Genomic DNA, 14,437 nt, shown 5'->3' with positions numbered 1-14,437 from the left:
ATGAGTGCATTTGAAGTAAAGGACCTGAATCTTTACTACGGAAAGGTCCAGGCCCTGAAGAAGATCAACATTACTATTGAAAAGAATAAAGTCACCGCATTTATCGGACCCTCCGGCTGCGGCAAGTCCACCTTCATCCGCTGTTTCAACCGGATGAACGATCTCATTGAGGATGTGAAGATCGAGGGAACCATGACCTTTGAAGGAAAGAACATCTACGACAACGATGTGGACGTGGTGGATCTTCGGACCAAGGTGGGCATGGTGTTCCAGAAACCCAATCCTTTCCCCATGAGCATCTATGACAATGTGGCCTATGGCCTTCGCTGCCAGGGCATCAAGGACAAGAAGATCCTGGATGACGTGGTCATCACCTCCCTGAAGAAAGCTGCGCTCTATGAAGAAGTGAAGGACCGGTTAAACAGCAATGCCCTGAAGCTTTCCGGCGGCCAGCAGCAGCGTCTTTGCATCGCCCGGGCCATTGCCCTGGATCCGGAAGTGATTCTTCTGGATGAACCGACTTCTGCACTGGATCCCATTGCCACGGCCAAGGTGGAGGAACTCATTGAAGAGCTGAAGAATGAGTACACCATCATCATCGTCACCCATTCCATGCAGCAGGCTGCCCGAATTTCGGACAAAACCGCCTTCTTCCTGCTGGGCGATCTCATCGAAGTGGGGGACACGAAGGAAATATTCCATGCACCCCGGGATAAGCGGACAGAAGACTATATCACCGGACGATTCGGCTAAAAGGAGGAAAACGTCATGACGATGAACAACATCGAGATCACGATCAAGCATATGAACAACAACCTTCTTCGTATGGGCTTCCTGGTGGAAACCCAAATCAAGCGGTCCATCAAAGCCCTGGTGAACAAGGACCTGGAGCTGGCACAGTTTGTGCTCCAGGAGGACATCCAGATCAACAACCTCATGCGAGTCATTGAAGATGAGGCCATTCGCCTGATTGCAACTCAGGGGCCTGTGGCTTCAGATTTACGGAACATCTTCACCATCATCAAGATCGTCACGGATTTGGAGCGCATGGGGGATCATGCCAAGGATATCGCCACCATCGCGTTGAAGAACAACGAGATCAATACGGATCTCATCAATGGGGATCTCTTGAAGATGACGGAGCTGGTCGTCGCCTTCATCGGCAAAGCCATTGACTCCTTTGTGGCCAAGGATCAGGAGACCGCCCTGGAGCTCACCGCTTTAGACGATGAGATCGACAAGATGACGAAGGAATCTATCCTGAAACTCTACGAAAAGGCCAGCGACAATCCGGAGCTTCTGCGCTGGGCCGGCCAGCTGCAGTTTGTACTGAAGTATCTGGAGCGCAATGGCGACCATGCCACCAACATCTGCGAATGGACCGTGTATATTGTCACAGGTCAGTTCAAGGAACTGAACTAGAAAACATGAACCTTTTTTAACCAATGAGGCATTTTTAAGAATTTACAGGCACTTCCCTTGAGCAGGAGTCCGTGATGGCGTATACTCAAGAAAACATGACGACTGTGGGAAGGAGGCCATCCGATGATCCGTTATATCTGCTCTGTTTGTGGTTATATCTATGATCCGGAGGTGGGGGATCCTGAAAATGCCATTCATCCGCCCACCCGATTCGAAGATCTGCCGGAGGACTGGGCCTGCCCCATTTGCGGGGCACCAAAGGAAGAGTTCGTTGTGGCAGAGTAATATCCTTGACATACAAAAGCAAAGGTCATCCCTTGGAGGGGTGATCTTTTGCTTTTGTTTTTGCGTGATATTGACAGTTTATGAGCATGGAAGGGAGAAATCCATTCTATTTTGACGCTCTGTTATTTCTTCATGGGAGAATTGGAATATTCAGTAAATTTTAACCCAGGACTTGTGAGGGAATATCAAAAGCGTATAATAAAGCTGATATGGTGCGGAAAGAGCATAAAAGTTTTCGCGAGGTAGGCCTCAGAGGAGGGAAGTCCGTGAAGAAAAGAAGGGGATGGCAAATCGTAGCTGGAGTGGTCCTCCTGGCCCTCATGGGGCTGGTGGGCGTGTATCTGGCCCTGAATAAGGAACTGGAGGGGCTCCGGCAGGAAGTGCTTCAGGAGCCGGATCTTCTTGCTTTGGAAGATGGTTCCTATGAAGGGGATTTCGATGCGAAAATCGTCAGTGCAAAGGTCCGTGTGGAGATCAAGGATCACCAGATCACTAAGATTATTCTTCTGGAACACCGAAACGGCCAGGGGAAAGCGGCGGAAGCCCTTCCGCAAAAAGTGGTGGAGGGCCAGAGCCTTCAGGTGGATCTGGTGTCCGGGGCCACCTACAGCAGCATCGTGATTTTGAAAGCCATAGAAGAGGCCCTCACCGGGCCCTGAGGAGGGAAAGATGAAAACTGCAATTCTTGTTCATTCCATGACGGGAAATACACTCTATGTGGCCCAGAAGCTGAAGGATCAGCTCCAGGCAAAAGGCCATGAGGTTGCGCTGGAGAAGCTGGAACCCGTGGGCGGGGAAGACAAAAATATGGTGGACCCCACAAAGATTGTCCTGCGTCCAGCCTTGGATCTTCAGGGGTTTGACAACGTCGTCCTGGCGGGACCCGTACGGGGATTTTCCATGTCGCCCGTGCTGAAGGCCTATGTTTCCCATGTGGAGTCCCTGAAGGGGCGAAAGATGATCCTTTTTGTCACGCACTTCTTCCCATTCTCTTTCTTAGGTGGAGAATCGGCCATCCGCCAAATGCGCGCTGCGGTGGAAGCCAAAGGCGCCCAGGTCGTGGCCACGGGAATTGTGGACTGGAAGGGTTTTGGCCGGGAGAAAAAGATCAACCGTCTCGTGGAGGACTTGGCAGCGCGTTTCTAGGGAATCGTAGGGTAGGGGATGAAATGAAATAAACCGGTTTCCGCCGGCCTTTTCCCTTTTTCGGGGAGTAGCCAGGGGAAATCGGTTTTTCTTATTCGCCGGAGAACCAGGCGAGTCGAGGTTCGGTGATGATGGTTTTCGTTCGCTTCAGCGACTCGGTGAGGCGTCCTTCCGGAGCCTGATACTTCAAGGCCGAGGCCTTGGGATCCGGTCCAATGGGGACGATCTCGTAAGTGTCCTTGCCATCTTTCTTGTAGAGGTTCACCCAGGTGGGAATGACGGTGGCTTTGGTGAGCTTCACCTCCCCGCCGGATGTGCGATCGATGGTGATTTCCACCATGAGGCCATCCTCGGTGTGGGTTTTGTTCAGAATCTCCCGGCGCTGATTGGAGAGGAAGTTTCCCATGGAGTAAACGACCAGGGCTTCCCGGGTTCCGTCAGTGGAGGAGAGATACTCCACGGGCTGAACCACATGGGGGTGAGAACCTAAAATGAGGTCTACCCCTTCATCCACCAGAAGCTGCGCCAGTTTGGTCTGGAAGGTGCTGGGGGTGAACTGATATTCGTTGCCCCAGTGGAGGAAGACCAGGAGATATTCCGCACCGGCTTCCTTCAGGGCATCCAGCTGTACCTTCATGGCAGAGAAGGCTTTACTCACATCGGTCATCTCCATGACATTGAGCTGGGTGCCGATGCCGTTGGAGGGGAGGCCGTTGAGGGAGGCTTCTGTTCCGGTGATCACCCCGGAGGCAAAGGCCGTCATGCCGATGCGGATGCCATTGACTTCCTTGATGACGTATTTGGGTTCTTCCGGGGTCTTGTAGGTGCCCAAGACCTGGAGTTTTCGGTCCTCCAGTTCTTTTAAGGTGGAAAGGACACCATTTTTTCCCTGATCCAGGGAGTGATTGTTGATGGTGGAGAGGATGTCAAATCCCGCGTAGGTTAACCCATCGAGGATCTCTGCCGGGGAATTGAACCGGGGATAGGCAGAAAGGGCCTTCCCGGGGAGAATCACCGTCTCCAGATTGGCCAGGGCAAAGTCTGCCTGGGAAACGATATCTTTCACATGAATAAAATTATTCGCAAAGTCATAGGTGCCGTCGCCCACGCGCTGGGCCAGATACTGGGTCTGATGGACCATGACATCGCCCGCCGCCACGAAGGTCACGGAAGTATCCACGGGTTCCTGGGGGGTCTCCACGGGAGTCTCTGCTGGAGTTTCGGCGGGGGTGGCCACGGGGGTTTCCGGAACTTCGCCTATGGGCGAGGGATCCGCGTTCCAGAGGAGATACAAAGCCTGACATCCGTAAAAGATCAGCGGAAGGAGGATCAGGAGCAGTAGGGCGATCCAGCCTTTAGATTTCGTTCTTCGTCGTTTTCTTCTCATGGTGTTTCCTTTCGTGTCTTTTGTTGCTATCCTTATTATACGGGATCAGACAGGAAAAGAAAAACAAAACGGTTAAGGGCAGGAAATGCTTCCGGTTTCCCGGCGCCATGCCTGTTGCCGCGGGGAGAAATCATTTGACACTCTGGAGTTTTTCCAGTAAACTGTTATGATGTACAGAAATGCAAATGTGAAGAAATAGAGGTGAAAGTATGGCAAAACCGATTGTCGCCATTGTCGGCCGACCCAATGTGGGGAAGTCAACTTTGTTTAATAAACTTGCCGGACACAGAATTGCCATCGTGGAAGATACACCGGGCGTAACGAGAGACCGCATATATGCCGATGCCGAATGGCTCAAATATGATTTCAAACTCATCGACACCGGGGGCATTGAGCCCAAATCCGATGACATCATATTGGCGCAGATGAAGCGTCAGGCACAGATCGCCATCGATACCGCCGATGTCATTATCTTCCTGGTGGATGGAAAACAAGGACTCACCGACTCCGATCACGAAGTGGCCAATATGCTGCGCGTCAGCAAGAAGCCCGTGGTCCTGGCGGTGAATAAAGTGGATAATTTCAAGGATGAACCCAACGCCTATGAGTTCTACAACTTAGGCATTGGCGATCCCATCGCCATCTCTGCCGGACAGGGGCTGGGACTGGGGGATCTCCTCGATGAAGTGGTGAGCCATTTCACCGATTACGACGTGGAAGAAGAAGACGAGTTTATCCGGGTGGCCTTCGTAGGTCGGCCCAACGTGGGAAAATCGTCTCTGATTAACCGACTCCTGGGCGAAGAGCGCTCCATCGTTTCCGATATTCCGGGCACCACCCGGGATGCGGTGGACAGCTATCTGGAAACGGAAGAAGGAAAGTTCGTGCTGGTGGATACCGCCGGACTTCGCCGAAAATCCAAGGTGAAGGCAGAAATCGAACGCTATTCCGTGGTTCGAACCCTCACGGCCATTGAACGGGCCGATGTGGTGGTCCTCATGCTGGATGCCGAGGAAGGCATCGCCGAACAGGATGAGAAGATCATCGGCTATGCCCATGAGATGAACAAAGCTATCATGGTGATTGTGAACAAGTGGGACCTCATCGAGAAAGATGACAAGACCATGGACAAGTATCTGAAGGAACTGAAGATGAGCCTGAAGTTCCTCCAGTATGCACCGTTCCTCTTCATCTCGGCGAAAACCGGACAGCGTACCCACAAGGTACTGTCCCTGGTTCGCAAGTGTTATGACAACTACAACAAGAAGATTGGGACTGGCGTCCTGAACGACGTCATCGGCAAGGCCCTTCTCCAGAAGGAGCCCCCCATGGTGGGCACAAGACGGCTGAAGGTTTACTATGGAACCCAGACCGGCGTAAAGCCTCCCACCTTCGTCTTCTTTATCAATGATACGGAAGCACTCCACTTCTCCTACTCCCGCTACATTGAAAATCAGCTCCGGGATTCCTTTGATTTCGAAGGGACGGGTCTGAAAATCGAATACCGGGAAAAGAAGAAAGACAGCTAAATCATGAGGAAACCCCTTGGCGAAAGCGCAATGCGCTTTTTCCAAGGGGTTTTTTATGCTCGAAATTATCGTGCGTCGAAGTCTCCAAAGGGGCGGGAATACCGCCTAGGAAGGTGCTTTTGACACTGTTATTTTGGAAAATCGTCCCATTTTCTTCGAAGGATCCGCTATACTGGAGAAAACCGGGAAGAAAAGCTTTCCGAAAAATCGATCTCCCTATGGGGGATCAAGGGGAGGACTCATGGATCAACTACGTCGTGCCATCGCCGAATTTTTGTCAGCGAAGACCTTTCAGCAAACCTTTCCCGATCGGGCCTATTCCTTGGCCACGGTGGCCAATCTCCTGAAGCTCCTAGAGGAAAATTATCATGCCCTGGACTGGGAGGAGGACGAGATGGCGGAAGCCATGAAGTCTGCCGTCATGGCCTATAAAAGCAGTAAAAAAAGTGCCCTGGCGATTCTTCGAAAGTTCCTGGAGTTTCTGGGGAAGGCCTACGGATTTTTCCCCCAGGTGGCATTTCCTCCCGTGGACAGCAGCAGTTCCTTTGAACGGCAGATGTATTTGGCCAAAACCCTCCAGGAGTCTGAGGTCACGGTGAAAGACCTGTCCGAGGAGCTGTGGATCAGCGAGCGGACCCTGGAGGAGGACTTGGCCCGACTTCGGGGCATGACGGAGGATCCCATCCAAATCTGCGGAAAGCCCTTTGTGGTTCCGGAAACCACCCGGGTGGACGGGCGGTTTCACTTTGCCTCCACGGTGCATCCCTTCTTTCTCACTTTCAATCTCACCCAGGTCCTGACCCTGCTGAAAGGACTGAAGCACATGGCCAAGGATCCTGCCCTCACGGCCTATGCTGAAGGCAGCGCCGCCGCCCTTTGGGAGCAGCTGACCCCCTATGGAAAGAACCGGATCCTCCATGTCACGGAACATCTTCTTGCCGAGGACAGCTCCTGGTATCGGAGCCTGGAGGAACTCTCGGGGGCTCTCTTTCAAACGGAGCGGGATTACAGCCGCCGAGAAGGGGCTGGCGTCCTCATGGACTGCATAAAGAATGAGAAAGCCTGCCTGGTGGAATACCTGGAAGAGGATGACACGGTGGCCTTCTACACCCAGTGCCGGTTTATTCCCCAGTCATACAGGGGGGAGACGGTGGAGGTCTTCTCCGATCAGGGAAGGAAGACCCTGAACCTTAAGCGGATCCTTCGCAGCGCCTACTTTGCAGAGGAGCTCCTGTAGATTGAAACCCGGCTTCATGGATCCGCTCCTTCCGGTGGGGTATGCTGAAAGCATCATCAAACAAAATGATGCGGAGGGATAAATCATGACCAAGACATTTTATCGGCCGGAACTGTGGGACTTTCCCGTCCTCGACAAAATCCTGCGGGATCTTCGGGATGCGCTGGAGGAGCTGGCGCAGGGAAATCTTTCGCCTGAAGCCCAGAAAGAACTGTTCCAAAATCTTCTGGACGAGGGGAAGCCGTTTCCCAAGGACCCTCAGCGGGTTTTCTGGGGAATTGCGGAGCCGGACACCATGCCCGCCGACGGTCGGGTGCGCTACTTCTATCGGCCCACCTATCTGGCGGTGGCGATTCTGGCCTTGGGGGTTCTTCGGGATCCTTCCTTGCTCCAGACTCTTCCCGGACTGGAAGAGACGCTGAAAAAGGGTCTTCATGGGGCCACGGGACGAAGCTTCCTGGGCGCTGGTGCCGATACTCTGGACGGGCGCCTGCAGGCCCTGGAAATCTTTGCCCAGGGGGGGCTTCCGGAATTTTGCCGGCAGTATCCGGACTTTTGCAGAACCTTCACGGATCTTCTTCAGGCGTCTATGGAAGAGCTGGACACCCTGCTGGCCCGGAGGAAAGTTCAGAATGAATGGAGGGAAGACTACACCCGCCAGGCAGAAGCCGTCCAGGCCCTTTTGCAGAAGAGCCCATGGAAACACCAGATCTTTGTCTATGGCACCCTGCTCCAGGGCAACCGGAATCATGAACACTATCTCCAGGGGAGCACCTATCTGGGGGACGGGATTTTACCAGACTATGCCCTGTATGATCTGGGGTCCTATCCCGGGGTGAAGCCTTGCCCGGGAGGGAAGGTCATGGGGGAGATCTATGGGGTGGATGACGAAACCCTGCAGCGGATCCATGGCCTGGAAGGGGAAGGGGAGCTCTACCATTACCGGAAAAGGGCGGTGCTTTCCTTGGGGCATCTTTTACCGGAGGTGGGGGTTTACGAGTATGCCAAAGGGGTGGAGGAAAGCCGCCGAGTAAGTTTGGCGGATCAGCCCTGGGGAAGACCTCGGCAGGAGCGGGAGAATCTCGTCTGGTATGCTGCCTATGGCTCCAATCTCCTGGAAGAGCGCTTTCTCTGTTATCTTCAGGGCACGGCCTTTCGCGGCCAGGGAAGAGCCCCTGAGTCCTGCAGCGATCCTTCTATACCCCGGGCAAAGATGCTTTGCCGGATCCCCCATGACGTCTATTTTGCCCAGACTTCTTCTTCCTGGGAAGGGCGTGGCGTGGCATTTCTGGATGGGACAAAACCGGGGAAAGCCTATGGTGTGGCCTACCTCATCACCCGGGAGCAATTTGACCACCTGTGGCGGGAAGAAAACGGGGGGAGGATCCCCTCTCCAGGTTCCTCCTGGTACAGTCATCAGGTGAGTCTGGGCACCCTTCATGGCATTCCCTGGATGACGGTGACCAATGGCCGGGTGCTGGCCAAAAATCCTTCGGGCTACCGTTATCTGAGTATCCTCCAGGAGGGGCTCCAGGAAAACTATCCCCATCGAAGTCAGCAGGATCTCCGGGATTACCTGGCTTCGCGGTAAAGAAGTTCCTTAGGAGGAATTCCTAGAAACGGAAAAAAACTGCCGATGGGCCTTTCAAGGCTTCTCCGGCAGTTTTTTTGTTTAGGGCTGAAGGATCTCATGGCCTTCCTCGGTGAGCGCCTCCAGCGCAAGGGGAAGCTTATCCTCTTTCACCAGAAGATAGTCCGTGTCGTAGGTGGATACGGCAAAAATGCTGATCTTTCGATTCGCCAGGGTCGTGCTTAAGGAGGACAGGATCCCAATCAGGGCGAAATCCAGGGGGCCCACCACCTGGAGGATTCGCCAGTTCCGTTCTGCGGGAAGATCGGCGGGCAGGAGTGTCTCCTCGGCGATGAGGGACATTTCCTCAGGGGTGACGGTGAGGGAGAAGAACTCTCCCTGAAAAGCCCAGGGGGGAATGGCAGCCTTCGGGTCAAGCTGCACCACAGCATAGCGGGGAGAATGGAGCTTCAACGTTAAGGGAATCATCGGATACCTCCCAGTACATTCATCGTTTTGTGTAGATTATACACCATTTAGCCATCATGGAAATCTCCAGTTCACAAGCGTCGCGCCTTGTCATCAATTCTTTTCCGTTTTGTATACGGGTTGAAATCCTCTTCGGGTTAAGCCGCCGTATACTCAGGATGCAAGGATATTCATTTTGCGACTTCTCTTTAAGGAGGGGAAGATCATGAGAAGAAGATGGCTTCGTCCTTCTGTGATCGTCGCAGCGTTTGTGATGCTCTTTTCGATGGTATTCCATGGGTTAGTTTTAAACCCGCTTACCGGGATGCAGGAAGATGTGCTGCAGGTGGAGGCCCTGGAGGATCTTCGGACCACCACGGCGAACCTCAATCTGCGCAGCGGACCGGGTACGGGTTATGCCATTCTTGCTGTGATTCCCAAAGGAACAGTGCTTTCGGTGCAAAGTGTCAGCGGATCTTGGGCGAAGGTCACCTACAGCGGAAAAACCGGTTATGTTCATACGGCCTATCTGACGGCTCCATCCTCGGTGATTCTGGTGACCACGGCAGCGCTTAATCTGCGCAGCGGTCCGGGTACCACATACCCGGTCATCGCCGTCATGCCCAAGGGGACGGAAGTGGTTCAGCTAAGTATTTCTGGTAACTGGGCTCAGGTTCGCTATGGAACGATGACCGGCTATGCGTCGAGAAGCTACTTGGTCGTCAAAGGCAGCACGCAACCCGTGGAGGATCTGCGGATCACGACGACGACGCTGAATCTTCGCAGCGGTCCGGGCACCAGCTATTCCATTTTGACTGTGATGCCGAAGGGAGCCCAGGTGAAGGTGCTCAGCGTCTCCGGCGTTTGGGCAAAGGTGGTCTACCAGTCCCTCACCGGCTATGCCCACACGGGTTATCTGGTCAAGGTGACCACGGGACTGTCCACCAAGGTGTACAAAGGAATCCTGACGGCCAGCACGAAACAGATTGCCCTTACCTTTGATGCGGGTTGGGAGTATTCCACCGTGGGACCGCTCCTGGATATGCTGGACCATTACGGCGTTAAAGCCACGTTCTTCCTCCGGGCCTACTGGGTGCGGGATCACGCAGATCTGGCCAAGGAAATTCAGCGCCGGGGTCACGCCATTCAAAATCATTCGCTGACCCATCCCCATATGAAGACCATGACAGAAAGCCAGATTCGGTATGAGTTCACCGAGTCCACCAGGATTTTCCAGAGTGTGCTGGGCATCACCCCGACGCTCTTTCGGCCGCCTTATGGCGAATATGACGATCGGGTACTCCGCATCGCCCTGGAACAGGGCTACCGCTACACGGTACTCTGGTCCATTGACACGGCGGACTGGGCGGAAACATCTGGCGGTGTTCCGGTAACGTCCACCACCATTACGGACCGGGTCCTAAGCGGTGCCACGGACAAGGATATTGTGCTCATGCACGTCGCTTTCCAGAAAACTGTGGATGCGCTGCCTCGTATGATTGAGACGCTGAAAGCCCGGGGCTATGTCTTTAAGACCGTTCCTCAGATGCTGCCGTAACGGGCTAAAAAACGGAGACCGCTCCTTTTTGGGGGCGGTCTCCTTGCGGTATATGGATTTTTTCGTTATTCCATTACCCCTGATGGGCAAAGTACTTGTCCCGAAGCCCCGTAAGAAGCTTCTTGAGAGGGGCATAGAGGAAGAGCACCACCACAAAGTTGGACACGCCATGGATGAGATCAAAGGGGATTCCGCGGACCCAGTACACGACGCCGTAGGCGATGCCGTAGAAAAAGGACTCGAAGACCGCAAAGACCAGACCAAAGGAGAGGCCGTAAACCAGTGCCAGAAGGGCAAAAGCCCATTCCGATGTGCGGGTTTTCATGAGCAGGGTGGTGAGCAGGATGAGCAGCGGCCAGATGACATAGTAGACCAAGAGCCACGTGTGCACCCCATAAAAGAAGATTTCCGTCGTGGAAAAAATCACAGCGATGAGAAATGTCCGTCGTGGGCCGAAGACCACGGTATAGACCATGAAGAGCAGGGTGACGATTTCCACATTGGGGATGAAGGAAAGGATCATCTTTCCCGAGGTGAGGGTGGCGCTTAAGAGCGGAATGAGGACAATGTCCCAGACGGAAAGGCTAGAAGCCTTTGACTTCAAAGGTGTATACATCTTTATCCGTGACCGGAATCTCCTTGATGCCCACCATGGCGTCCACGCCGTTGATGGAGATGCTGAAGAATTCCTTGTTGATATCTGTCTCATAGTCCATCATCCCTATGACCATGGGACCGTACTGGGTATCCTGGGTAACCAGTTTCAGTTCGTCTTTTTCCGCGTTGAGCAGTCCTTCCAGGTAGAGCTCATCGGTGTTGAACTTCTCACTATAGTTGATGCCTTTGCTTTCCACGATGATGTTGATGGTGACTTCCTTGGCCCCCTCCTTGCCCTTGGGAGATAGCGAATTGTATGCGAAGAGACCACCCAGGAGCAGCACCACCGCAATCAGGACCGAGACGATTTTTTTGTTCATGTTTTTCCTCCTTGTTGTACAGCGTACAAATATTTGGCTTCAATTTCACCGGACAAAGTGTCGAAATGTAAGGTGTACAAGGAGAATAAAAAATGCACCTTGCGGTGCGTTAAGACATTTCCGGCTTATTTTCCGAAAACATCAAAATGACACCTCATGACCCGTGAGGAATTTCCATCGGATATAGGCAGGTCTTCCGGCTTGACTATGTAAAAGGATTCTCCTTCCCAGAACAGGTCCAGTGGAGCAATGAATCCTTAAGAGTCTTACGGCGGCGGGACCGCACAGGCTTTTCCTGTTTCCCTCTTCGTGCCATGATGCTGTCATGGCAACCTATATCGCTTTGTCCTATGAAATTGTAACCTTGTGGGTTCATTATACCAGAAATTTGGCCTACTTGGGATACTGGACAAAAAGTTGTCTGAAAACCGGAAAGAAGTGCAAGTTTTGCAATCCTTTACATTCTTTTCCGGAGTTTTCTTCACCCGGGGACTTATGGTATACTGAGTTCCGGTTTTATACAGAAAAAGCGGGAAGGAGGAACGAAATGGAGCAGAATATTTTGCCGGATTTCCAGGAAGAAACAGAACGCCTGGCACAAACCCGGTCCTATCTGGATGCCACCATCGCCCTGGTGGTGGATAAACGCCTGAAGTTTAAAAGCGACATGAAGGACGCCTATAAGGAACTGGACGACATGGACAGCAGCTTGAGCTATGCCAGCATCCTTCTTAATGCCAAGCTTCTGGATGATCTGGAAGCAAATTTCACCTTCCTGAAAAATGCGCGAAAAGCGCCGTACTTTGCCCGCATCGACCTTCGGCAGGAGGATAAGGATCGCCGGGAGAAACTGTATCTGGGGAAAATCTCCCTCTTTGATGACTCCATGGAAACCCCCATGGTGGTGGACTGGCGCGCCCCCATCGCCAGCGTCTACTATGACGGCCGCCTGGGGAAAGCTTCCTACAAAGCCCATGGAAAAGAGTATGCCATCGAGCTTTTCCTGAAGCGGCAATACACGATTCTGGAGGGCGAGCTCAAAAGCTACATGGATGTGGATGTGTCCATGTCCGATACGTTCCTCCAGGCTTCCCTGGAAAATCATGCCAGCGAGAAGCTGAAGGATATTGTCTCCACCATCCAGGCGGAGCAGAACGACATTATCCGAGCGCCCATCCATCGCCCCCTCATCGTCCAGGGGGTGGCCGGCAGCGGAAAGACCACCATCGCCCTGCACCGGATTGCCTATCTGATCTATACCTACGCCGCATCCTTCCGGCCGGAGGATTTTATGATCATTGCGCCGAATAGCCTTTTTCTGGACTACATTTCGGGGGTTCTTCCCGAACTGGGCGCTGATCAGGTGAAGCAAACCACCTATGGGGATCTGATGCTGGGCTTTCTCGGAAAGCGTCTGAAGATTGCACCCCATCAGGACAAACTGGCGAAGCTGGTGCGAAGGGGCAAAGGAAGCCTGAGTGTCGAGGAAAAAGAGACGCTGGTTCAGGTTTCTGCCCTAAAAAACTCCATGGACATGCGAAGCCTCCTGGATGTCTACCTGGAGGAGAAAGCCCAGGGAATGATCCCCGACGAAGATTACACCGTGGCGGGGAAGGTCCTCTTCAAGAAGGAGTATCTGTTTTCCCTCTTTCATGAGAGCTATGGCTATCTGCCTCTTTATCGCCGGCTGGACAGCATGAAGAAGTATCTGCAGAAGTTCACCCGGGAAGAAGTGAAGAAGATGGAAAGCCGGGTGAACCTCAGCTATGAGAGCAAAATGGCTTCCCTGCGCATTCTGGAAGCCCCCGGCGAAGAGCGTCGGCAGAAACTATTGGCACTCATGGCGGAGCGGGACCAGCGGCTGAAGGAAATCCAGGCAGAGGGAAAAAATGCCGTGAACCGCTACCTGGCGATGATTCCCCGGGAAGAGCCTTTGACCCTCTACCGAAGACTCATGGAAGACGAATCCTGGCTGACCCGGATCATGGACGAGACCTTGGCCCAGGAGGTCATCCTAAATACCATGGCCCTTGCCAAAGCCAAACAAGTGGAACTGGAGGATCTGGCGCCCTTGGTTTACCTCAAGGAAAAACTGGAAGGCCTCCCCGAGGCCGTGAAGGTGAAAAATGTGGTCATCGATGAGGCCCAGGATTTCAGTACCTTTCAGATCTGGGTTCTCCGGGAGGTCCTTCACACGGAGCGGTTCACCATTTTAGGAGATCTGTCCCAGGGCATCCACATGTACCGAGCGGTAAAATCCTGGGAAGAGCTCCTCACGGGGGTCTTTCAGGAGGAAGCGACCCTGCTTACTTTAGAGCAGAGCTACCGCACCACCATCGAAATCATGAATCTGGCCAACGAAGTCCTGCGCCAGTCCCCCATGAAAGAGCTCACCCTGGCCACCCCGGTGGTTCGTCATGGGGAAGCGCCTCAACTCTTAAGTTATGGGGAGACCAAAGCCCTGGTATTGGGTCTGGCGAAGAGCATCGAGGCGTTTGCCGAAGAAGGCTATACTACCCAGGCGGTGATCACCAAGTCCGTGGAAGAAGCCCAGCGGCTCCATGGGCTGCTCCTTAAAGAATGCAGGCTGCCCGTGGCACTCCTTTCGGATCAGACAAGCCATTTCCAGGAAAAGATTGTCATCCTCCCGGCGCATCTGGCCAAGGGGCTGGAGTTTGACGCCGTACTGGTGGCTGCCGATGACGATACGTTTGGCCTCAGCGAGCTGGATGCCAAACTTCTCTATGTCGCCATGACCCGGGCTCTGCACCGGTTGTCCCTGCATATTCGGGAAGGCGCTGTTCCGCTCCTGGATCAGGCGGGGTTTTCCAGTATTGGCGAATAAGAACCCCTTGAAG

14 protein-coding genes and 1 riboswitch are annotated in these 14,437 nt (G+C 53.4%); of the genes, 10 read left to right on the top strand and 4 right to left on the bottom strand.

Translation table 11 applies throughout. The features are described from left to right. From pstB to KCG48_RS01390, 5 genes are all read left to right on the top strand, one after another. Entirely contained in the window at positions 1–753 is a 753-nt protein-coding gene (gene pstB, locus KCG48_RS01410) for a phosphate ABC transporter ATP-binding protein PstB (protein WP_211799498.1), read from the top strand. Positions 754–768: 15 nt separating this feature from the next. Further along, positions 769–1,422, top strand: a complete 654-nt coding sequence (gene phoU / locus KCG48_RS01405) for a phosphate signaling complex protein PhoU (protein WP_211799497.1) — start codon at positions 769–771, stop codon at positions 1,420–1,422. 123 nt (positions 1,423–1,545) lie between these two features. After that, positions 1,546–1,707, top strand: a complete 162-nt coding sequence (gene rd, locus KCG48_RS01400) for a rubredoxin (RefSeq protein ID WP_211799496.1) — start codon at positions 1,546–1,548, stop codon at positions 1,705–1,707. Positions 1,708–1,973: 266 nt separating this feature from the next. Further along, positions 1,974–2,366 carry an FMN-binding protein gene (locus KCG48_RS01395; protein ID WP_331000363.1) on the top strand — a complete coding sequence of 131 codons (393 nt, stop codon included), beginning with the start codon at positions 1,974–1,976 and terminating at the stop codon, positions 2,364–2,366. A 10-nt stretch (positions 2,367–2,376) separates the two neighbouring features. Next, entirely contained in the window at positions 2,377–2,853 is a 477-nt protein-coding gene (locus KCG48_RS01390) for a flavodoxin family protein (RefSeq protein WP_211799494.1), read from the top strand. 91 nt (positions 2,854–2,944) lie between these two features. Here KCG48_RS01390 and KCG48_RS01385 read toward each other — a convergent pair whose 3' ends face one another. Then, entirely contained in the window at positions 2,945–4,240 is a 1,296-nt protein-coding gene (locus KCG48_RS01385) for a CapA family protein (protein ID WP_211799493.1), read from the bottom strand. 209 nt (positions 4,241–4,449) lie between these two features. On the opposite strand from KCG48_RS01385, the gene der reads away from it, so the two are divergent. From der to KCG48_RS01370, 3 genes are all read left to right on the top strand, one after another. Next, the gene (gene der, locus KCG48_RS01380; protein WP_211799492.1) at positions 4,450–5,769 is read left to right on the top strand and encodes a ribosome biogenesis GTPase Der; all 1,320 of its coding nucleotides are present in this window, start codon (positions 4,450–4,452) and stop codon (positions 5,767–5,769) included. A 241-nt stretch (positions 5,770–6,010) separates the two neighbouring features. After that, positions 6,011–7,006, top strand: a complete 996-nt coding sequence (locus KCG48_RS01375; protein ID WP_211799491.1) for a hypothetical protein — start codon at positions 6,011–6,013, stop codon at positions 7,004–7,006. 85 nt (positions 7,007–7,091) lie between these two features. Beyond that, the gene (locus KCG48_RS01370; protein ID WP_211799490.1) at positions 7,092–8,597 is read left to right on the top strand and encodes a gamma-glutamylcyclotransferase family protein; all 1,506 of its coding nucleotides are present in this window, start codon (positions 7,092–7,094) and stop codon (positions 8,595–8,597) included. A gap of 81 nt (positions 8,598–8,678) precedes the next feature. Here KCG48_RS01370 and KCG48_RS01365 read toward each other — a convergent pair whose 3' ends face one another. Then, positions 8,679–9,065 carry an ACT domain-containing protein gene (locus KCG48_RS01365; protein ID WP_211799489.1) on the bottom strand — a complete coding sequence of 129 codons (387 nt, stop codon included), beginning with the start codon at positions 9,063–9,065 and terminating at the stop codon, positions 8,679–8,681. A 205-nt stretch (positions 9,066–9,270) separates the two neighbouring features. Between KCG48_RS01365 and KCG48_RS01360 the strand changes: the two genes are divergently transcribed. After that, positions 9,271–10,602 carry an SH3 domain-containing protein gene (locus KCG48_RS01360; protein ID WP_211799488.1) on the top strand — a complete coding sequence of 444 codons (1,332 nt, stop codon included), beginning with the start codon at positions 9,271–9,273 and terminating at the stop codon, positions 10,600–10,602. A 73-nt stretch (positions 10,603–10,675) separates the two neighbouring features. On the opposite strand, the gene KCG48_RS01355 is transcribed toward KCG48_RS01360, so the two are convergent. Next, positions 10,676–11,206, bottom strand: a complete 531-nt coding sequence (locus tag KCG48_RS01355) for a hypothetical protein (protein WP_211799487.1) — start codon at positions 11,204–11,206, stop codon at positions 10,676–10,678. Beyond that, complete coding sequence (locus tag KCG48_RS01350; RefSeq protein WP_211799486.1) at positions 11,187–11,579, bottom strand: hypothetical protein; 393 nt, start codon at positions 11,577–11,579, stop codon at positions 11,187–11,189. The genes KCG48_RS01355 and KCG48_RS01350 overlap by 20 nt, the downstream gene beginning before the upstream one ends. A 169-nt stretch (positions 11,580–11,748) precedes the next feature. After that, a riboswitch (cobalamin riboswitch) is annotated at positions 11,749–11,931 on the bottom strand. 195 nt (positions 11,932–12,126) lie between these two features. Between KCG48_RS01350 and helD the strand changes: the two genes are divergently transcribed. Beyond that, the gene (gene helD, locus KCG48_RS01345; protein ID WP_211799485.1) at positions 12,127–14,424 is read left to right on the top strand and encodes an RNA polymerase recycling motor HelD; all 2,298 of its coding nucleotides are present in this window, start codon (positions 12,127–12,129) and stop codon (positions 14,422–14,424) included. Positions 14,425–14,437: the final 13 nt, after the last annotated feature.

Origin of the sequence: Proteiniclasticum sediminis (genome assembly GCF_018128025.1) — a bacterium.
Lineage (GTDB): Bacteria > Bacillota > Clostridia > Clostridiales > Clostridiaceae > Proteiniclasticum > Proteiniclasticum sediminis.
The sequence above is the reverse complement of the archived record's forward strand: the minus strand, read 5'-3'. Positions and strand labels throughout refer to the sequence as shown.

What these genes read in the sequence shown, in the direction of transcription:
- pstB (WP_211799498.1), top strand. Translation starts at nt 1, where the DNA reads ATGAGTGCATTTGAAGTAAAGGACCTGAATCTTTACTACGGAAAGGTC.
- phoU (WP_211799497.1), top strand. Translation starts at nt 769, where the DNA reads ATGACGATGAACAACATCGAGATCACGATCAAGCATATGAACAACAAC.
- rd (WP_211799496.1), top strand. Translation starts at nt 1,546, where the DNA reads ATGATCCGTTATATCTGCTCTGTTTGTGGTTATATCTATGATCCGGAG.
- KCG48_RS01390 (WP_211799494.1), top strand. Translation starts at nt 2,377, where the DNA reads ATGAAAACTGCAATTCTTGTTCATTCCATGACGGGAAATACACTCTAT.
- KCG48_RS01385 (WP_211799493.1), bottom strand. Translation starts at nt 4,240, where the DNA reads ATGAGAAGAAAACGACGAAGAACGAAATCTAAAGGCTGGATCGCCCTA.
- der (WP_211799492.1), top strand. Translation starts at nt 4,450, where the DNA reads ATGGCAAAACCGATTGTCGCCATTGTCGGCCGACCCAATGTGGGGAAG.
- KCG48_RS01375 (WP_211799491.1), top strand. Translation starts at nt 6,011, where the DNA reads ATGGATCAACTACGTCGTGCCATCGCCGAATTTTTGTCAGCGAAGACC.
- KCG48_RS01370 (WP_211799490.1), top strand. Translation starts at nt 7,092, where the DNA reads ATGACCAAGACATTTTATCGGCCGGAACTGTGGGACTTTCCCGTCCTC.
- KCG48_RS01365 (WP_211799489.1), bottom strand. Translation starts at nt 9,065, where the DNA reads ATGATTCCCTTAACGTTGAAGCTCCATTCTCCCCGCTATGCTGTGGTG.
- KCG48_RS01360 (WP_211799488.1), top strand. Translation starts at nt 9,271, where the DNA reads ATGAGAAGAAGATGGCTTCGTCCTTCTGTGATCGTCGCAGCGTTTGTG.
- KCG48_RS01350 (WP_211799486.1), bottom strand. Translation starts at nt 11,579, where the DNA reads ATGAACAAAAAAATCGTCTCGGTCCTGATTGCGGTGGTGCTGCTCCTG.
- helD (WP_211799485.1), top strand. Translation starts at nt 12,127, where the DNA reads ATGGAGCAGAATATTTTGCCGGATTTCCAGGAAGAAACAGAACGCCTG.